Origin of the sequence: Mesorhizobium sp. CA16 (assembly GCF_020165175.1) — a bacterium.
Taxonomy (GTDB): Bacteria; Pseudomonadota; Alphaproteobacteria; order Rhizobiales; family Rhizobiaceae; genus Mesorhizobium.
The window spans coordinates 120,060-139,009 of sequence record NZ_JAIUHP010000002.1 but is presented as its reverse complement, the minus strand read 5'-3'; the positions used below and the strand labels follow the sequence as shown (position 1 = coordinate 139,009).

At 59.9% G+C, this 18,950-nt stretch carries 20 protein-coding genes; 8 read left to right on the top strand and 12 right to left on the bottom strand.

Annotated elements, in window-relative coordinates; genetic code table 11:
- Positions 1-4: 4 nt before the first annotated feature.
- The 6 genes from LB525_RS04560 to LB525_RS04535 all read right to left on the bottom strand — a co-directional run bounded on the left by LB525_RS04560 (position 5) and on the right by LB525_RS04535 (position 7,116).
- Positions 5-2,251 carry a ComEC/Rec2 family competence protein gene (locus LB525_RS04560; RefSeq protein WP_224543683.1) on the bottom strand — a complete coding sequence of 749 codons (2,247 nt, stop codon included), beginning with the start codon at positions 2,249-2,251 and terminating at the stop codon, positions 5-7.
- A 544-nt stretch (positions 2,252-2,795) separates the two neighbouring features.
- Positions 2,796-3,224, bottom strand: coding sequence for a terminase small subunit (locus tag LB525_RS04555; RefSeq protein ID WP_224543681.1), 429 nt, complete (start codon positions 3,222-3,224; stop codon positions 2,796-2,798).
- A gap of 168 nt (positions 3,225-3,392) precedes the next feature.
- On the bottom strand, positions 3,393-4,223 hold the full coding sequence (locus LB525_RS04550) for a hypothetical protein (protein ID WP_318012387.1): 831 nt from the start codon (positions 4,221-4,223) through the stop codon (positions 3,393-3,395).
- On the bottom strand, positions 4,196-4,804 hold the full coding sequence (locus tag LB525_RS04545; RefSeq protein WP_224543680.1) for a hypothetical protein: 609 nt from the start codon (positions 4,802-4,804) through the stop codon (positions 4,196-4,198). The genes LB525_RS04550 and LB525_RS04545 overlap by 28 nt, the downstream gene beginning before the upstream one ends.
- Positions 4,805-5,136: 332 nt before the next feature.
- Positions 5,137-5,388 (bottom strand): helix-turn-helix domain-containing protein, encoded by a 252-nt coding sequence (locus LB525_RS04540; RefSeq protein ID WP_224543678.1) that lies wholly within the window; start codon positions 5,386-5,388, stop codon positions 5,137-5,139.
- Positions 5,389-5,760: 372 nt separating this feature from the next.
- Complete coding sequence (locus LB525_RS04535) at positions 5,761-7,116, bottom strand: tyrosine-type recombinase/integrase (RefSeq protein WP_224543676.1); 1,356 nt, start codon at positions 7,114-7,116, stop codon at positions 5,761-5,763.
- Positions 7,117-7,814: 698 nt separating this feature from the next.
- Between LB525_RS04535 and LB525_RS04530 the strand changes: the two genes are divergently transcribed.
- On the top strand, positions 7,815-8,195 hold the full coding sequence (locus LB525_RS04530) for a hypothetical protein (RefSeq protein ID WP_224543674.1): 381 nt from the start codon (positions 7,815-7,817) through the stop codon (positions 8,193-8,195).
- A 646-nt stretch (positions 8,196-8,841) separates the two neighbouring features.
- On the opposite strand, the gene LB525_RS04525 is transcribed toward LB525_RS04530, so the two are convergent.
- Together LB525_RS04525 and LB525_RS04520 are read right to left on the bottom strand one after the other, a co-directional pair.
- Complete coding sequence (locus LB525_RS04525) at positions 8,842-9,105, bottom strand: hypothetical protein (protein WP_411966450.1); 264 nt, start codon at positions 9,103-9,105, stop codon at positions 8,842-8,844.
- Positions 9,106-9,157: 52 nt separating this feature from the next.
- Positions 9,158-9,607 carry a cupin domain-containing protein gene (locus LB525_RS04520; RefSeq protein WP_224543672.1) on the bottom strand — a complete coding sequence of 150 codons (450 nt, stop codon included), beginning with the start codon at positions 9,605-9,607 and terminating at the stop codon, positions 9,158-9,160.
- Positions 9,608-9,670: 63 nt separating this feature from the next.
- Here LB525_RS04520 and LB525_RS04515 point away from each other — a divergent pair, with 63 nt between their 5' ends.
- Complete coding sequence (locus LB525_RS04515; protein ID WP_224543670.1) at positions 9,671-10,678, top strand: LysR family transcriptional regulator; 1,008 nt, start codon at positions 9,671-9,673, stop codon at positions 10,676-10,678.
- Between the two features lie 461 nt (positions 10,679-11,139).
- On the opposite strand, the gene LB525_RS04510 is transcribed toward LB525_RS04515, so the two are convergent.
- Positions 11,140-11,433, bottom strand: coding sequence for a hypothetical protein (locus LB525_RS04510; protein WP_224543668.1), 294 nt, complete (start codon positions 11,431-11,433; stop codon positions 11,140-11,142).
- A gap of 219 nt (positions 11,434-11,652) precedes the next feature.
- Between LB525_RS04510 and LB525_RS04505 the strand changes: the two genes are divergently transcribed.
- Complete coding sequence (locus tag LB525_RS04505) at positions 11,653-12,339, top strand: aspartyl/asparaginyl beta-hydroxylase domain-containing protein (RefSeq protein ID WP_224543667.1); 687 nt, start codon at positions 11,653-11,655, stop codon at positions 12,337-12,339.
- A 12-nt stretch (positions 12,340-12,351) separates the two neighbouring features.
- Here LB525_RS04505 and LB525_RS04500 read toward each other — a convergent pair whose 3' ends face one another.
- The 3 genes from LB525_RS04500 to LB525_RS04490 form a co-directional block, all read right to left on the bottom strand.
- On the bottom strand, positions 12,352-12,657 hold the full coding sequence (locus LB525_RS04500) for a DUF982 domain-containing protein (RefSeq protein ID WP_224543666.1): 306 nt from the start codon (positions 12,655-12,657) through the stop codon (positions 12,352-12,354).
- 225 nt (positions 12,658-12,882) lie between these two features.
- Positions 12,883-13,119: a hypothetical protein gene (locus LB525_RS04495; protein WP_224543665.1), complete on the bottom strand. Its 237-nt coding sequence runs from the start codon at positions 13,117-13,119 to the stop codon at positions 12,883-12,885.
- 111 nt (positions 13,120-13,230) lie between these two features.
- Positions 13,231-13,599, bottom strand: a complete 369-nt coding sequence (locus LB525_RS04490) for a hypothetical protein (protein WP_224543664.1) — start codon at positions 13,597-13,599, stop codon at positions 13,231-13,233.
- A gap of 198 nt (positions 13,600-13,797) precedes the next feature.
- Here LB525_RS04490 and map point away from each other — a divergent pair, with 198 nt between their 5' ends.
- From map to LB525_RS04465, 5 genes are all read left to right on the top strand, one after another.
- Positions 13,798-14,625, top strand: coding sequence for a type I methionyl aminopeptidase (gene map, locus LB525_RS04485; RefSeq protein ID WP_140543738.1), 828 nt, complete (start codon positions 13,798-13,800; stop codon positions 14,623-14,625).
- A 36-nt stretch (positions 14,626-14,661) separates the two neighbouring features.
- The gene (gene radC / locus LB525_RS04480) at positions 14,662-15,423 is read left to right on the top strand and encodes a RadC family protein (protein WP_224543663.1); all 762 of its coding nucleotides are present in this window, start codon (positions 14,662-14,664) and stop codon (positions 15,421-15,423) included.
- Positions 15,424-15,571: 148 nt separating this feature from the next.
- Positions 15,572-16,456, top strand: a complete 885-nt coding sequence (locus tag LB525_RS04475; protein ID WP_224525292.1) for a cytochrome c oxidase subunit II — start codon at positions 15,572-15,574, stop codon at positions 16,454-16,456.
- 21 nt (positions 16,457-16,477) lie between these two features.
- Positions 16,478-18,247, top strand: a complete 1,770-nt coding sequence (gene ctaD, locus LB525_RS04470; protein WP_224543662.1) for a cytochrome c oxidase subunit I — start codon at positions 16,478-16,480, stop codon at positions 18,245-18,247.
- Entirely contained in the window at positions 18,244-18,948 is a 705-nt protein-coding gene (locus LB525_RS04465) for a cytochrome c oxidase subunit 3 (RefSeq protein WP_095765040.1), read from the top strand. Before ctaD ends, LB525_RS04465 begins: the two co-directional genes overlap by 4 nt.
- Positions 18,949-18,950 lie beyond the last annotated feature (2 nt).

The window sequence follows — 18,950 nt, the reverse complement described above, 5'->3', positions numbered from 1 at the left end:
AACATCACAAGTGGCGCGCCGGAGCCTTGCTGATGATGTCAAACCCACCTCCCAACAACGTTGCAGCGGTTGCCGTCGGCGCTACTTCCAGAGGAAGTTCTGTACGAGTCAAGGATGACCCAACACCACTTATCCATTCTTTGACGGCTGCACGCTCGAGCTTGCTCAAATTGCCAACGGGCAAATCGACAGAATGCCACCGCTTCACCATGAGGCCACTGGGCGGCAATACTTTTCCCAGCCATAGAGGCGTCACAAGTCCGTTAAGTACCTCGGGCCATTCAAGCGATGGTTTATTGTAGTACACATCAAGCGCTAGCGCCGACAATTGCAAATAGGATTGCAATTTTTCGCGGTCACCAAGGGCTTCAATGCTCTTGGCTAACGTCGAGGTCATCTTGTCGAGGCTCTCGTCGTGGAACAGAGCCAGAATTGTCGTCGCACCGTAAGTGTTCTCTGCACCTGCGAGCGTTCGGATGGCTATAGTGCGGGTACGCATGAGATGGTCAACTGTCATCGGCCAGAGAATGTCTCCGAACATAGCCCGAGGAAAAAGGAGGCTTTCCGCCAAACGATCAGCCAGCCAACTCGTATCCGCTGCGTAGAGCAATTCCTCGACGGCTGAAGCAGAACTCGCATCTTCCACCGCAAGTTGGACGACAAGGTATTCGTCAATCCAGGCCTTGAGGTCAGCTCGATCGTTTGAATCGGGCATAATCCAAGCTTGCCGATCATCGCTTCGGAAGCGGCTGCTTCGGGAAAGCCAGACCTTTCCTTCGCGAGAGGCGCGTTCGAGAATCATTTCCATCTCAGTTGCGGCCGCCAGCCGATTTGCTGCGACTGCTGCCTGTCGCATGACACCAAGGGGAATGGGACTGAGGTCGGGTCGAGTTGGTCGGTTGCGACGATCGGCTAGTGTCGAGCGCAGCCATTTGATCGCCCATTCGATGTGCTTCCGAATTTCATTCTCAGCAAGCGTCGCGAGGATCGGGCTTGGTTCGACGACGTGCTGTCTAATCTCTATCACCGGCATGGCGCCGGATAGATTGCCCCGCGCACACGCAATACCGTCACTGACGATGCCCGCCCTCGTAATTGAAAGAGAGACAGGTGCCTGATCGTTGTTTCTGCACGCATATTGGACGTTGCAGCAAGGTTCGAGGGTCGGTCCGCTGACGATCTCGCGGCTGCGCCGCGAAGTGCAGAACAGGGTTGCACCGTAGCGTAACGCAGCGTCACGGAAGTCGCTGCGGGGCAATCCATGTTTTCCATTCGCGCTCACTAGCACTGAGCGCGGTCGCAACCATTGCCAGACCGCATCATAAGCTTTGTCACGATCGACAAAGGAATAGGACCCATGATGCGGCGCCTTCACGACCTCGCAGCCTAGTCCCATGGGATGGCGCGCCATGAGATAGGTGAAGTTTTCGAGGTCTCCAGTGAACAAGAGGCGTCGGTGGATGACGCCAAGGCGAACCTCGACCAGGAGCACGATCGAGGTGTCATTAAGTACTGAGTTTCCAAAAAACTCGGGCGCCACCCCCCTTTCTGCCGCCTGCCTAGCGAACTCTGCGGGGGTAGAGGGCCGCGGTGTTGGTGGAAGGTCCGGCGGCACTTGATCAGGCCCAATCTCCCCAGTCGATATTGCGAAGCGAAGCTCCGCAAAGGGGTCTTCGACGAGAGAATCTTCGGCGTCCCCGACTAGCAGCCATCCGAGTGGTGTGGGGTGCTCGAGGAAAAGACTCAGCGAATCTTCACCGAGCAGGAGACGCTCTATGAGGCGGGCTGCAGGTGAAAGAACCTTGATGGAGAGACCACCGTCAGGACTTGTCCAACCAGCACCTTCAACTGGCCAAGAAATCGCGCAGTCTGCGCCAATCGTCTCTTGCAGCACTTGAGTCTGGTCGAGGCCGCGCTCGATCCGCGCAGGAAAAAGCCAACTGTGGCGACGGAACGCGGGGAGGCATGGGCCCCAATAGCGGTGGATTGGCAGCCGATCCGCAAGCTTGGCATAGGCGAGCAACCCATCGACGTGGTCGGCATCGCAGTGGCTGAGTACCGCTAAGTCGATCCTAGTTGCCCCAACGCGATTGAGCGTCTCTCTAATGCGCCGTTCACCTGCCAGGGGACCACCATCAATAAGGATGGTCGATGCGTTTCCCTCTTCGGGTATCCAATGTAGCAGCAGCGAGTCGCCGTGACCGACGTTGATAAGTTCAACCATAAGCTTGGCGTTAGGCGCCTTTGTCATTCAAGAAACTCGCGGAGCTCTGCTGAGGAAGGAGAGTTCCTCCAATTGTGTGTCATCGATTGGCGAGTGTCACCGGCAAAAGCGAATCCATGAAGCATGTCACGATAAGACGGAATGTGTTCTGGGACTCTAAAACACCCGATTGGATGGCCAGATTAGGTCGAACTCGGTCGTTCAGCGCGACTTGGGTCTTGTGGCGATAGCGGTCGGCGGCCATGAGTGATCCCGAACCGTGAGCGAGGGAAGCCGGGCGTGTCCGATAGGGGCCCCACAACCAGCCCCCGCCCCTGCCTGCCGACAACCCCGGGGGCGGGTTGCCGGATCTTACCAGCGCGAGCCGAGCGGAGTCCGCTCGGCGGGCTCGGTGACCTCTTGTTGCAACTCTGCAGGGGATGGTTCGAGCGCTAATGGTGAAAATTTGGCCTTGACCATTTGTTGCCTCAGCATTTGATAAATCAGACCCAAAATGTCAAGCTCGGCAATGGAAGACGAACGGGGCCGAAATGCTATTGGCCAGGGTCTAGCGTTTGCGCCTGGTAAGCGCCTATTGCAGCTTTGCCTTGGGCGCGAACTTAGCCGTCCAATCGTCAAGGCTCATCCGCTCCGCCTCGTTCGGCTCACGGAGAGGTTTGCGCATCGTCGTGGCGACTTCGGCTCTGTCAACGATCAGACCTAGCAGCTTAGCCTTTCCCATCACTGCCGCCACGCCTGCGGCCGGGTTTTTGGTTGTAATCGCTAGCTTTCGCATATCTTCAAGTTCTGCGACCAAATCATCGACTGTGATCTGCGAACGCCTTGCGGCCGCAGCCTGCAACTCGGCGATGCGCGCCGCCACCTTAGGGTTTCTTAGAAGCTGGGAAGCGCTCGCTTCAGCGGCATTGCCGCGCGCAGCATAGCCCGCCTCAATGTAGGCACGGGATTGGGGAAGGCCCTCGGCGAGGCCAAGGCAGAAACGCTCCTGCCGTGTGTTCAATTTTGAGTGCAACATGGTGGTTCTATAATACCGCTATTGTCGATTGCCGCCAACGTCTCACGTCCAGCGTGTGCCGGTTGTCCTGAAGTATCTGAAGTCACTGGTCTGTCAATTCGTGAGAAATTCACGACGCAGAAGAAATCCGAGTTGAAGGACCTATGACTTCAGTTACTTCGGTGACCATCTGATTTCCCCGTCGACGCGCCTCCTGACGGCATCGATGCGCTCTCGCGCTGCCAAATTCTTGTGGCCATAGATCGGCTGGCGACGGCCGTTGATCTTCCATTTGCTATCTTCGGCGTCGGGATTGGGAACGCGCAAATAGCCGGCCTTTTCGAGCCGCTTAGGTATCTGCCGGCGGTTCTTCGGGTCTTCGAGCCAGGCCCCGAAATGATCGCTTGTTGCAGAACGCTTCACATCATCCAATGTGATGGCGTCCGGCGGAACGAGCTTGCCCAACTCATTTGTCTCGCTCATCCTGTCGATGGCGTCTGCCAATTCGCTCTCCTCGCTGCCTCGCTCGGCCTCGACGACCTCCCAGAACGCGGCAGTTTTGTCCGGTGGTGCCTTTGCGTTGAAGTCGTCCAGGTTCACCTGAGAAAGGAAGGCAGCGACATGATCGTAGCCGCCCTCATCCTCGTACCAGCGGTGGAGGCGACCGAAATACTCTGGATCGAGGCTGCCGTGCTGGAGAGGTGACCACGCGACATAATGGCGACGGTCGTCGGGGGGCAGGTAAACACCATCGGTTAGGTAATTTGAAGTGATGATGACGCCGGTCACGTTCGGCACGGCATGTTCGCGGATATTCTTTTCGTCGCAGCGGAGCACCTCGGGCGGCGCTGCCGTCAATGGTTTGATGTGCTCGTAGAAGGCATAGCGGTTGATCTCGCCGAGGTCGCGGGCCTCGTTGATGCGCAAAATCACGGATTTGATGAACCCGTTGAAGCGTCCGAGCAACTGGACAGGTGTTACTTCGGTAAAATTCCAGGTGCCAATTGCGCGAGCGACTGGAGCAAGCAGTGTATCCTTGCCGATGCCTGGCGCGCCGCCGAGCAGCAGTGCATGGTTGATCTTCTCGGCTGGTTTCTGCACACGATGTGCCAGCCAGCGGACGATATGATCGGCATGATCAGGATAGATTTTGCGATGTGATCCAGCCAGGGTCCAGCCGCCCCGGGATCGCCCTCCACTACCGCCGGAGGACGATAGAGGTTGAAGATGGCAGAGCCAGCCCGCATGATGAAGCCACCTTCGGCTATCAGCCGGTCGCGCATCAGCATCGGCTCGCCCGGATACCAAGTGAGTTGTTCTACGGGGCGAAATCGGTCGAGCCAGGCGGACGCGGGCATGAAGACGACCTCACCCTTGGCATTGAGTTTCGGTGAGCCGTCAGTGTGCTGCAGAGGTATTGGCGAGACCCGAGCGTTAACGCTGCTCGCCGGCCATAGCTCGCGGGTTGGTGCGAAGATATAGCGATGTTGTGGCATGTACGCGAAGAAATCCTCAAGCCTTGCCGATTGCGCGCTCTCGCTGTCCCAGTCGGACAGTTCGGTTCCATCGTCGACGCCGCGTTGCATCAATAGCTCCTGCCGGCCAGTCGTCTGTATTCTCTGGCCGCCTCAACGATGTATTTCGGTACGTCATGAATCAGTTGGGCCGTGCATAGGTCATCAAAAAGGAAATCGGCACGACGCTGGACCTCATCCATCAGGGCGCAATAACCTGACGCACTGATTGTGCAATTCGGTTCGAAGAGTCGGGCTCGTGCTGATGCCACGCCGGGGCAGTATGCCGTATGCTGCGGGGTGGGACGGCAGTTCGAGCGGACCATCGATAGATTCCTCCCGTCGATCGCCTCTTCAGCTTGATCGTTGGCTCAGGGTTGTTTGGGATCTGAGCGGCTACGAGCTCACAGCTTCATGGGCATGGGCTTGAACTTCGCCTCGGGCATCGCTTTGAGGTAGCGATCCAAATCCTCGTATAGCAGGATCGTGCGGGAACCCTTTTTGCGCGCTACCAGCAGACCGGCGCGCATGTCTTTGTAGAGCTGCGCACGGCACAGACCGGTGTAGTCCACCGCGCCCTTCACGTCAGTTGCGAGTCGAGGGCGGTTGGCGGTTGCGGCTGGCGAATGATCGATGGAAAGCTTGGGACGGGTCATGCTGCTGTCTCGTGGGCTTGGGACAGCACTACTAACCTGCACGTCTATAAGCACTTAAGCGAGGTTACTGACGTTGAGAGCCAACCGGCACTCTCGCCCCAAGCAGCCATAAACTCCAGAGTTTGCAGTTGCGGCTTCGTTTTTCCAGCAGGGCGTCTGGAACTCCCTGTAGGTGAGTTTTGGCTTGGGGTGGATTGGACTGCTTTTTCCCCGATATCCACGGAGGTTATGCACAAATCGGTATCCGACAGCGCAGGGCTTTTGTGGTTGCCAGCTTCAACCCGTTCCTTCGTCGCCGGCGACGTTTGTCGAATATGTCCAGGCACCTTGTCCCGGCGTGGCTTGACGCCGCACACCGGAGCACCAGCTACCTCACGGTACCGGGTGAAGCGAAACAACGTTGCTCGGGGGCTGGCCAGAGATCAGCGGGATGATGGCGCTCGCAGATAGCTCATCGAGCAGGTCGACGATGGCCGAGGCATAGTGGCGTTCAATCATCGTCGTGCTGGTGTCATGCAGAGCGGCCACAAGCCGAACAGGTAGCCCTGCCCTAAGCTGGCGAACGATGGACGAATGCCGCAATGAATAAGGCACGACCTCGCGCGACAGGCCGGCACGGGTGACGATCTCCAGCCAAGGCCGAGCCAATTCGCTTGCTGCAATCCACGGTCCACGGGCATCGCGAACCCATTGTGGCGGCTGGGAGTCGGTGGCCTTCGTCTGAACATGGCGCCACCGTTGAAGCAAAGCGTCACCGTGCTGCTTTCCTGCAATCGCGGGGCGCAACTTATCGATAACATCAACGCCAACTCTGATACCGACGTGCGTTGTCTTTTTCGTACCCCTGCCCTTACGGCTCGTCGGCACCATCAATCGGCTTTGTGGTATCTGAACATCGCCTACAGTCATGCGAGCGACTTGCGAAAAGCGGGCTCCGGTCGCGGACAGCACCAGCACCATGCGCAAAAGGTCGCCGTCCCAACCCTGGTCGGCATCGACCAGGCTCGCCGCCTCGATTATGCGGCGGATATCTGCGTCGGGCAGTGCGGCCTGGTCGCGAGCAATAGGTGGCGCGGCCTCGCCTGCTGACAACCCATTCTTGATGACGACCGCCACATCAGCCGGAAGGCGGGAACGATTTTTGACAGCTGCGGCGTTGAGGGCCGCCTTGAGATCGTTGACCACCCGGCGAACTGTCGACACTGAAAGATCGGGCGGTCGACGGCTCCTCCATTGGTCAAAATGAGCCTCTTTCAAATCGTAGAGCGCGACATCAGAGACGGGATCCGACAACACGTGTCGGGAAAGCCTCAGCCGTGCATCACCCCGCAATCTGCCTTTGCCTGCCACGGCACGTTCCCGCGCGGCCTGCAGTTCAATGTAGTTCTCCACGGCCGAACGCACTGTCGGCGCAGGGCCATCCGCGGAAGCTATTTCCGCTGCATGCCACGAGGAAATCTTCGCCCGGGCAGCACTCTTGGCCTGCTCAAAGTCAAAAACGTTGACGCCATCCGCGTCCAAAAAATCATCCGCAATGCCAATCTGCTCAACGCGGTAACGTTTGGCGCCGAGCGATTCGATCGCCTGCCAGACCCCTCCCCGCGGTTTTCTTTGGTAGCCGATAGCAAGGGTTGGCCCGAGTGACCGGCAATACGGCTTCTTTCGCGGCTTGAGCTGCTTGCGGGCATTGCGCGTCGTTATCGCAGCTTCTGTCCTGGTTCGCGCCATGTGGCCTGTCCCGCCTCAAAAATTGACCCGAAATCGGTCCCGAAATACACCCGCGGACACGAGAAGACAACCCTAGATATGTAGCACGAACTATCCAATAAATACAAACATTTATGCTATACACCGATAGACACGAGTAGACGATCAGCGATCCGCATGAGACGAAAAGTCCGCCCTTTCACGGCGGTAACAGGGGTTCGATTCCCCTTGGGCGTACCAGCAATCTCAAGCACTTAGTGACGCTTATGCCGACTCTGTCCAATCTTTGGCCAATATCGGGCTCGAAATCCGGCTGGTCCGGTGTCGCGTTGACGGTTGGTTAACGTTACGTTACCCTCTCATTAGCTGTTGCTAAAGAAGGGGTAACGCTATGAAAACGGCAATCGTTTGTGCGGCTCTCGTTCTCGCGGCGTCAAGTGCCGCTGTGGCCCACGATAAGAAGCCGACGCTCACTGCCCAAAAGGCATGTGCAGGGCTGTCGATCAAGGCGACTGCAGCGGCCAAACTTGACTGTACTGCGACCGGAACCGCCAATTCACCACAGACCGAGGTGGGCAGTTCCAAGCCCCGCCTTGGCTACGAGACGAGCCGTCCCGAAGTGTTTTCTTTCGGACTTTAGTTACTGGCGTGCCCGCCCCAATGAGGCAGCGGGCCGCTCAAAGATCGGTGGTGCAGACTGTGGTTTAGTTGATTGCCGAATGCGTCTCGCCGGTCAGGCGCCGCGCCTCCTGACGGCCGAAGGTCTCTGCCGCCATGGCTTTCATCGTCTCCGTAGTCACAATGAATTTCGCCTCGCGAACGCGTTCCTGGCTCCCATCACAGGCGCGCTGGTTAACGAAGTAGACACCCGGAACAGATTGGCTGCCATCGACACCCTCCCTGCCACCACCACCGCCGCCCGGTCAGTAACGCTCTCCGCACTTGTGAGCTTAGTTCAAGCCAGCCCCGTCATGTGGACGAGCCGAAAAACCCCATGGCCGATCGCGAGCATGAATTCACCATGGTTGGCGGCCAAATCCCAGCCGAAGAACGCAGCCCAACAAAAGAGCACCAAAGTAAAGCGCATTAGCGAATTCTAATGTGCGATAGTTGACCAAACCTTTACGCAATGACCGCATTCCGGCGCCTGGAAATCGGTGGAAAAGGTATAGAAACCTATATCAATGCATAGATGCTAATTTAGCCTCGCTTTAGCCGACTCTACCCACCCCTACCGAGTCGGCTAAGGCCCGGCGGTTCACCCAACGCAAACCCCAACGCGGAACTGTCGGGCCGCTCTATGGCTAAGGCGTCCACCCCTTACGCTGTGCTGGAATTCCGCGCGTTGCTGTATAATGACCCGGTCGCGGAAGGCGCGCTGCGTGTGTTGGATGTGGGCGGAGTCACCTTCAGCAAGCCAGCACGCCCGGCCACCTAAGCAGCCGCGTCAATTGCGACACATGTCGGGTTCTCACTAGACTAGGCATCACAGCTCAAGCCTTCGCTGTTTTGCATCTCGACAAGAACTTTGCGATCCGCGGCTCGATGGGCACTCGATAAAAGGCCCTCATATTTGATATCGGCCGCCGGAATCTGTTAGAGTTCGGCTCGACATAAAAAGCGAAATCCGACATGTGATCGTGATTAAATATCGTGCAGTAAATTACCTGCCCGACTACAGCAAAACCTCTTTTTCAGCAAATCCGCCGCTCACGAATCCACGCATTAGCTGATCATTCTTTGCGTTCAGCGTGACTGTAAGTTCGTCGCCAGCACCAATGGCCGTCCAGAGCTTCCAGGGTTGTGGCAGCGTTGACAATCAGGTTGCGCAGCGCGCGGCGGCGCAGGCCGAGCGCGCCGGAGGGCCGTCATCTCGGTCTCGATGTCGCGGATCAGCCGGTCCAGTTCCACCGCGTCCTGGTTCACCTCCTCGCGCACTAGGCGGATGGCGCTGTCGGCGATGCGGTCGAGCTCGTGAAGATCGCTCAGCCATTTTTCGCACTCCCTCAAGAAACTCGTCTCTGAGCCGCCAAGGACGCGCAGTTAGCTATCGCGCAGTTAGTTATCTAGCCGCGCCCAGAGGTGGGCCTGTGAAGGTCAGACCGAAACGCGCCCCGATTGCCGCGATCTGATCCATGTCATCCGGGATTCGGCACTTGTGTTTCGCCATCTCCGCGAAGAAGCCTTCGAAGCCGCCGGGAGTCAGGATGGTGAGCATTCTGGCGGGTCGATCGCCGATCACCCGGAATGCATGCTCGATTCCGCGCGCAACGTGCACGACACCGCCCGGGCCGACCATGCGCGTTTGACCGTTCATCCAGAACTCTACTTCGCCGGACTGGATCTGGAAGGTCTCGTCCTCGTTATTGTGGATGTGGCGCGGAGGACCGTAACCGAGCTGATCGAGGCTTTCGAACATTCCCAGCCGCGAGGCCGTTTGCTCCGCCGTGAGGCAAATCCGGTAGGACGTTCCAAGCCACTGGACGCTGTAGGGTACTGAAGCAACGGCCACCGAAACCTCCCGCGATCCGACGTCATTTTCGACGCAGGGAAGTTGCCAGAACCGATTTCATAATTGAAATCGATAGCTGATATAAAATATATTCGGCGAATGAATTTATCGAGCTTCGACCTCAATCTCCTGCGGGTACTCGACGCGCTGCTGCGCGAGCAATCGACCGTAAAGGCCGGAGAACGCATCGGTCTGTCGCAACCGGCGATATCGGCCAGCCTGGGACGACTTCGGAATTTTCTCGGCGATCCGCTGTTCGTGCGCCAGGGACAGCATATCGTGCCGACACAATACGCCCGGAACCTCGAGCTTCCGCTTCGCCGCATCCTTGATGAACTGTCGGCGCTGCTTGCCGGGCCTGGCAGCTTCAATCCGGCCGAAGCCGAGCAAAGCTTCAAGATCGCAGGTTCGGATTTCTTTGCCGAGATGTTGATGCCTGCCCTGGCCAATGCAATCTCCGGGCTTGCTCCCAAAATACTGATCCAACTGGTGGATCTTGTGCCCGACGACTATGTCGGCACGCTCGAAAAGCACGGTATCGATCTTGCCCTCGTTCCCAAGGTCGATTTCCCCAGTTGGATCGACTATCTTCCTGCCTTCCGGTCGACATTCGTGACGATCGCCCGCGCTGGGCACCCAAGACTCGAGCGGGCGAAGGTGAGCCCCGGAGACGTCATTCCGATCGACCTTTTCTGCGACCTCGGCCACGTCGTCTTCTCGCCCGAGGGCAAGCTCAAGGCCATGGGCGACGCGGCGCTGGCCCGGATGGGGCGCGAACGGCGGGTGGCCATGACGATGCCGGTGTTCGGCGGCGTCTGTAGCGCAGTGGCGGGAAGCGATCTGGTCGCTCTCGTTCCGGAACAGCTCGCGCGCAAGGTAGCATCTCGCTTGGGACTGGCGATCTACAGTCCGCCGATGCCGATCGATCCTGCCCTCATCTGCATCGTCTGGCACAAACGCAACACAACCGATCCTACGCACCGATGGCTGCGGGAAATCGTGTTGAAGCTGCTCTCGCAACTGAGCGCCGGCGAAGCCGGCAGCAGCGCCCATAAACCACGCCCGGTCTGAATGGCGGGCCAGCGTCGTGCCTTGTCGGTAACAAGACAGGACGCAAGCGGAAACGCGCTGTTAACGCCGTTCGCGGACGACAGGAGCCGTCCTCGACTCGAAAGTGTAAAATTCCCTCCGCTCTCGGCCTTGGAGGCGGGAATGAAGATGCTTCGGACAGCGCTCTTATGCGCGGCAATGACCGGCCTGGCAGGCGTGCCGCCCGTTCACGCAGATCAGCCTGCCCAGCCGAATAGCCAAGCAATGCCGCGGCCGCCGGCAGTCCATTGCCAAGGGCAAAATTGTCTTCCTCCGGCTGACGATCCCGTGCTGGATTGCAAGGGCCCGGATTGCACGCCGGCCCCGGCAACTGATCAGACGCCGAGCCCGGAGATTCAACCGGAGATTCAAAAGGTCAAGTAAGCCGCATCGGCCAGTGTCTGAGGCTCCGTGAAAAGCCGGGAGAGCTCACAGGCCTTCGGTCAATCCGGAACCATTGGAGCCGGCTCCTCGCACCGGTAAACCATGCACCGGCCGTCGCTGGTCGGAACATAGTCGACCATCGGCGCGTAAGGAGCGTCGCACTCATTGCCGAATTGGCGGACATAGCGGTCATAGGTATTCGGTCCGGTGCTCAGCACCGCAGCGTGCTGGCTCTGGATCAGTGCCTGCGTCTGTTCACACGTCATCTTGCGCGTATCGGATCGGGCGTCGGCGAAATTTGAAGCAGCAACGAGCATGGCTGCCGCGCAAAGCATAATCTTGCGTCCGGGCATGGTGGCGTCCTGGCAAACATCGTATCGCCAAATTCGCATCTTGTGTCGCAGTTCCGCAATGATCGCGCTGTCACGATGCAGCGAGCGAGACCGACATCGTTTCGATTTTGGCATGGCGGCCTGCGATGTCATCTCCGTGTTGACGGCTCGAGCAAATCTCCGTGAGTGATGGCCCGTAAGCAATATCCCACTATATAACAGCATCGTTGAGGTAATGAGATGTCAGGCGCCTACGATCTCGGAACCAATCTGGTCCGCCGTATCTATGAAAAACGCATAGATGCACCGGCCATTCTTGATGCCGCCACGCATTTTCCCAATGCCGCGAAGTTCACCGCCGCCTGGCGCAATATCCGCGATGAAGCACTGGCCGCGAAGCTGAACAAGGCGCCGCGCTTCCACGACATCATGCCGGAACAGGCCAATATCTCGGCCAATGACGGTCTCGACTGGCGCATGTTCGTGCTCAAGGCCTATGACATGACGATCCCGGTGAACCTCGCTAGGATGCCGGTGCTCAGCCGATTGCTGACTGAGTGCCCCGAGGTCAAATCGGCGGCCGTCTCGTTCCTCGCCCCGCGCAAGCACATCCCGCCGCATCGCGGACCCTTTCGCGGCATCATGCGGTTCCATCTCGGCCTGGTCATCCCCCAACAGCCTGACGGCCGTCCGGCAACGATCATGATGATCAATCATGAGGAAAGGCGCATCGCCGACGGCGAGTGCTTGCTGTGGGACGATACTTTCGAGCACGAAGTGATGAACAACTCGGATCAGCCCCGCGTCGCTCTCCTGCTCGACGTGTGGCGTCCGCAAATGCCGCTGGATATGGAAATCCTGTCGCGCGTGATCGTGCGCGGCGTGCAGGTGGGAATGCGCTATCGGGGCGTGTCGTTCGGCGGCTGAACCGATCGAAATCTACGCTCTCGCGTCGCGATACGTCCCTGCCCCGCTGCGACGCTTGCCGGGAAACATCGCGTCCCTCGCCAGCAATCCGCTGACGCGGCAGAAGGCTGCGAACGCGCGGCAGGCCTCCTCGGCGCTCGTCACGTCGACCGTCGCCCCGAAGCAGGCGTTGAATGCGGCTTCGTAGACCTTGCCTTGCCTGCGCTTCGGCCAGTCCTGCAGGAAATCGAGCGCCTGTTCGACGCTGTAGATTTCCTCGATCGGCAGCCCGGGCGCGGGCGTGATGCGCACCGGCACTTCGAATTGCAATCTGTCCATCCCCTGTCTCCCGAACTGGCGTAGCCGGAGCAACGCCGTTCGATATGAAAAGTTGCTTTTGCGGCCTTCTGACTCGCAAATGTGACCTCAGTGCGATGAAGAATCGGTTCGCCGGTGCGGCGGATCCGGGTCAGTCCGCATCGATACCGGCTGCATTGCCAATGCCGAATTTCCATCGTACTGCCGGCCATCGCAGCCCCTTGTCCCTCTTCCACGCCCTTGCCGCTATTGGTTAGCCGGGTCGGTCTCCGCATCATAGGCCATGCGGGTAACTACCATCAGCACATAAGCGGACGGCGCCGCAAAGATGGCGCCGAGCACGATCGCCGCCGTTCCTTCCATGCGAAGGGTGGCGGCAATGGCCCAGTAGACGGTGCCGATGCAGATTGCCGCCTGGACCGCCAGAAAGCAGGCCGCCGCGACCGCGCAGGTGAGTGTCTTGAATGTCTTGATGCGTTGCATTGAACGGAATCCGAACTGACGCGCACGCGACCGGCGGACGACCGGCGGCCGTCGCCGGATCACGGCGCAAAGGAATTTTTGGTTTGAATGCCGCGCCTAGCGGCTAAGGCTTCACGCGGCCGGCGGCGCGCGCGGTTGGTTGGTGCGCGAAGCGGTAGCGCTTGCCGATACGGGCGTGGCGCTCATCTCGGACGGCAACGCCCGGCCGATAACCAGGAAATCGGATGCATGGGCGAGCGCGCCGGAATTGCCGCCGACGAGCTTTGTCGCGAGCGGCCGGCTGGCCCGGACCTCAAGCGCCTGCGCCTTGCCGGTCGTTCTGAGCAGCGCGATCGTGTCGCCCTGACGGGCAGCGCTGATGCTGGAACCACACGAGAACGAGGCGGCGGACGCGGAGATTTCGGCCTGCGCGAAGCCCAGCAGCGCGAGCATCAGCAGCGCCATCAGGCCCGCAAAAGCGGTCCTGGCCGGCAGCAGCATCGATCTTTCGCGTTCAGGCGCCGTCAAGTCAGTCTCCGGATACCAAGGCCCGACCTAGCCCATGGGATGGCCGAAGGAAAGCCGCAATGGAGGCCGCAATCGCACTTCGTCCTTGAACCTTGCGGCTTCCGGTGCCAAATCTGGAGCAGATTTTCGCATTCGGCTCCCTTGGAGCCAACGCCCGCAAAACGGACAAGAATGGTCACCTATCTCGACGCCTCCACTGCCCCCCTTCGAAACACCGGCCAGATCCGCCTCTATGGCGAGGACGGCTTCGCCGGCATGCGCAAGGCCTGCGACCTCACCGCGCGCTGCCTCGACGAGCTTGTGCCGATCGTGAAGCCCGGCGTGACGACGGAAACGATCGATCGCTTCGTCTTCGAATTCGGCATGGACCATGGTGCGCTGCCGGCAACGCTCAATTATCGCGGCTACACCAAATCGTCCTGCACCTCGATCAACCATGTCGTCTGCCACGGCATCCCCGACAACAAGCCGCTGAAGGAAGGCGACATCGTCAACATCGACGTCACCTATATCCTCGACGGCTGGCATGGCGATTCCTCGCGCATGTATCCGGTGGGCACGATCAAGCGTGCCGCCGAGCGCTTGCTCGAAGTGACCTATGAGTGCCTGATGCGCGGCATAGCCGCGATCAAGCCCGGCGCCCGCACCGGCGCCATCGGCGCTGCGATCCAGACCTATGCCGAGGCCGAGCGCTGCTCGGTGGTGCGCGACTTCTGCGGCCACGGCGTCGGCCAGCTTTTTCACGACGCGCCCAACATCCTGCATTACGGCACCGTCAATGAAGGCGTCGAGATGCGGCCGGGCATGATCTTTACCGTCGAGCCGATGATCAATCTCGGCCGGCCGCATGTGAAGGTGCTGTCGGACGGCTGGACGGCAGTCACGCGCGACCGCTCGCTGTCGGCGCAGTATGAGCATACGATCGGCGTCACCGACACAGGCTGCGAGATCTTCACGCTGTCGCCGAAAAAGCTCGACCGCCCCGGCCTGCCGGCGTAGCACTTCGACCTAAGCCTGAGGGGGAGCGGGCGGACCATGGGCAAAGTCGAGGACGAGCGGGCATTCTTTTCCGAAGGCTGGATTGAACCGCCTGAGGCAGTGCAAAAGAAGGCGGCACCTACCGAGAAACCGCATTATCACGGCCATCGCGACCGCCTGCGCGAGCGCTTTGTCGCCGGCGGACCGGACGCCCTGCCCGACTATGAACTGCTCGAGCTGCTGCTCTTCCGGCTGATCCCGCGCGTCGACACCAAGCCCATCGCCAAGGCGCTCATCGCCCGCTTCGGCTCGCTGGCCGAAGTGCTCGGCGCGCCAGCATCCCTGCTTGAAGAAGTCAAAGGCATCGGACCGGCCGTCGCGACCGATCTCAAGGTCATCGCCGCCACAGCCCAGCGCATGGCGCGCGGCGAGGTGCGCGGCCGTGAAGTCCTGTCCAACTGGACGCAACTCCTCGACTATTGCCGTTCGGCCATGGCCTTCGAGAACCGCGAGCAGTTCCGTATCCTGTTCCTCGACAAGAAGAACGGGCTGATCGCCGACGAGGTGCAGCAGAAAGGCACCGTCGACCACACGCCGGTCTATCCGCGCGAGGTGGTCAAGCGCGCGCTCGAGCTCTCAGCCAGCGCCGTCATCCTGGTGCACAACCATCCTTCTGGCGACCCCACACCTTCCCGCGCGGACATCGAGATGACCAAGCAGATCATCGATACGGCCAAGCCGCTCGGCATCGCCGTGCACGACCACATCATCATCGGCCGCAAGGGCAACGCCTCGATGAAGGGTCTGCTGCTGATCTGAGGCGTTTGCCCGGCATTTCGGGATTGCCGGGACATCGTCTCCTCATCAGATAGTCGGCTCTGGAATTTCAGCAGGAAATCAAGCATGATGGCACTTGGTATCTTCCTGGGATGCTTCGCGCTCCCGTGAAATACCGGGAGGACGGGACATGGCCATTGTGCTTGTACTCGTTTTGATCGTTGTGGGCTCGGTGCTGTTCCACCTCCTGAGCCCATGGTGGTGGACGCCCATCGCCTCGAACTGGGACTACATCGACAACACCATCACCATCAGCTTTTGGATCACCGGCATCGTCTTTGCCGCTGTCGTGCTCTTTATGGCTTATTGCGTCTTCCGCTTCCGGCATCGGGAAGGCAATCGCGCGGCATATCAACCGGAGAACAGGCGGCTCGAATCGTGGCTGATGATCGCAACGGCGGCCGGTGTCACCGCCTTGCTGGTTCCCGGCCTCTTCGTCTGGAGCCGCTTCGTCAACGTTCCCGGCGAGGCTGCCGATATCGAGGTTGTCGCCCAGCAATGGCAATGGAGCTTCCGTCTGCCTGGCAAGGACGGCAAGCTCGGCACCTCCGACACCCGCATCGTCTCGGCTGAAAACCCGCTCGGCATCGTACCCGGCGACCCGAACGGCCAGGACGACGTCGTGGTCGAGGCGGCGGACCTGCACCTGCCGGTCGGCAAGCCGGTCAAAGTGCTGTTGCGCTCGATTGACGTGCTGCACGATTTCTACATCCCGGAATTCCGCGCCAAGATGGATATGATCCCGGGATCGGTCACGTATTTCTGGTTCACGCCGACGCGGACCGGAACCTTCCAGGTCTTGTGCGCCGAGCTGTGCGGCCAGGGACATCCGCTGATGCATGGCGTTGTCATGGTCGATACCGAGCAGGATTATCTGGCCTGGCTCGGCCAGCAACAGACCTTTGCGCAATTGTCCGCGCCCCAGCAAACGGGCTCGGCGAACCAACCGTCGGAAAAGACGATGGCGTCCAGTTTGGACGTTGCGGCAAAACTCGAAACGCTCGAGGCCCGCTGAACAGGGCGCGGAGGTGCTCCCATGGTCGACGTCACACCCGCAGATGCCGTTCCACCCGCCGAAGTCGCGGAGATGGAACTCTACCATCCGCACAGTTGGTGGACGAAATACGTCTTTTCACAGGACGCCAAGGTCATAGCAGTCCAGTATTCGGGGACGGCCATGGCTATAGGCCTCGTCGCGCTGATGCTGTCCTGGCTGATGCGCCTGCAGCTCGGCTTCCCCGGCACGTTCGATTTCATCACTCCGGAGGCCTACTATCAGTTCATCACCATGCACGGCATGATCATGGTGATCTATTTGCTCACCGCGCTCTTCCTTGGCGGCTTCGGCAATTATCTCATTCCGCTGATGGTCGGCGCCCGCGACATGGTCTTTCCCTATGTCAACATGCTGAGCTATTGGGTCTATCTGCTTGCCGTGCTGGTCCTGGTGTCGAGCTTCTTCGCGCCGGGCGGGCCGACAGGCGCCGGCTGGACGCTCTACCCGCCGCAGGCGATCATGACCGGCACGCCGGGCGGCCAGGACTGGGGCATCATCCTGATGCTCTCTTCGCTCATCCTGTTCATCATCGGCTTTACCATGGGTGGCCTGAACTATGTGGTGACGGTGCTGCAAGGCCGCACCCGCGGCATGACCTTGATGCGCCTGCCGCTCACCGTCTGGGGCATCTTCACTGCCACGGTCATGGCGCTTCTGGCCTTCCCGGCACTGTTCGTTGCTTGTGTGATGATGCTGCTCGACCGTCTGCTCGGCACTTCCTTCTTCATGCCGGCAATCGTCGAGATGGGCGAGCAGCTGCAGCACAATGGCGGCAGCCCGATCCTGTTCCAGCATCTGTTCTGGTTCTTCGGCCACCCGGAAGTCTACATCGTGGCGCTGCCGGCCTTCGGCATCGTGTCCGACCTGATCAGCACGCATGCGCGCAAGAACATCTTCGGCTATCGCATGATGGTCTGGGCCATCATCGCCATCGGCGCGCTGAGCTTCGTGGTCTGGGCGCACCACATGTATGTCAGCGGCATGAATCCTTATTTCGGCTTCTTCTTTGCCACCACGACGTTGATCATTGCGGTGCCGACCGCGATCAAGGTCTATAACTGGGTGCTGACGTTGTGGCGCGGCGACATCCACCTCACCATACCGATGCTGTTCGCGCTCGCCTTCATCGTCACCTTCGTCAATGGCGGCCTGACGGGCTTGTTCCTCGGCAACGTCGTCGTCGACGTGCCGCTGTCGGACACGATGTTCGTCGTCGCACATTTCCACATGGTCATGGGCGTCGCGCCGATCCTGGTGATCTTCGGCGCGATCTATCATTGGTATCCGAAGGTCACCGGACGGATGCTGGACGAGACACTCGGCCGCTTCCATTTCTGGGTCACCTTCCTCGGCGCCTACCTGATCTTCTTCCCCATGCACTATCTCGGCCTGATGGGGGTTCCGCGGCGCTACGCCGAACTGACCGACATGAATATCATGACGGAATCGGCCCACCATCTGAACTCGTTCATCAGCGTCATGGCCTTCATCGTCGGCTTCGCCCAGATGGTGTTCCTGTTCAACCTGATCTGGAGCATTCGCCATGGCCGCGAGGCCGGCGGCAATCCGTGGCGGGCAACGACGCTCGAATGGCAAACGCCTGAGACGCCGCCCGCGCACGGCAATTTCGGCAAGGAACTGCCGATCGTCTATCGTTGGGCCTACGACTACAGCGTGCCGGGCGCCAAGGAGGACTTCATCCCGCAGAACGTGCCGGGCTCCTTCGGCCCCTCCAGGGAGCCGGCATGAGCGTCATCCTGGTCTTCATGTTGGTGATCGCCGGCTTTGCCGGTTGGTGGCTTTCGCACCAGCGGTTGACAGCCAAGCCGTGGCTGGAGCAAGGCGTGGCCGGGGACGTCGTCGGCTTCGACCGGTCGTCCCTGCCCACCGCCAAGATCGGCCTCGGCGTCTTCCTCGCCGTCGTCGGCTGCCTGTTTTCGCTGTTCACCAGCGCCTATTTCATGCGCATGGGCCTGTCGGACTGGCGGCCGCTGCCGCTGCCGCGCCTGCTTTGGCTCAACACCGGCGTGCTGGCGCTGAGCAGCGTCGCGCTGCAATGTGCGGTGGTCGCCGCGCGCAGAGGCCAGGTGGACATGGTAAGGCTCGGTCTTGCAACGGCGGGGTTGACCGCCCTCGCCTTCCTCGCCGGCCAGTTGATTGCATGGCGGCAGCTGACCGAGGACGGCTACCTGTTGGCCTCCAACCCGGCCAACAGCTTCTTCTATCTGATCACGGCGATGCATGGCCTGCACATACTGGGCGGGCTGGTCGGCCTTGGCAGGACGAGCGCCGGCGCCTGGAACGGAACGCGGCGGGAGCGGCTGCGCCTCAGCGTCGAGCTATGCGCCATGTATTGGCATTTCCTGCTTTTCGTCTGGCTGTGCATCTTCGCCGTCCTGGCCGGTTGGGCGGCGACGTTTGTGAGCATTTGCCAACGGCTGCTGACCTAGGA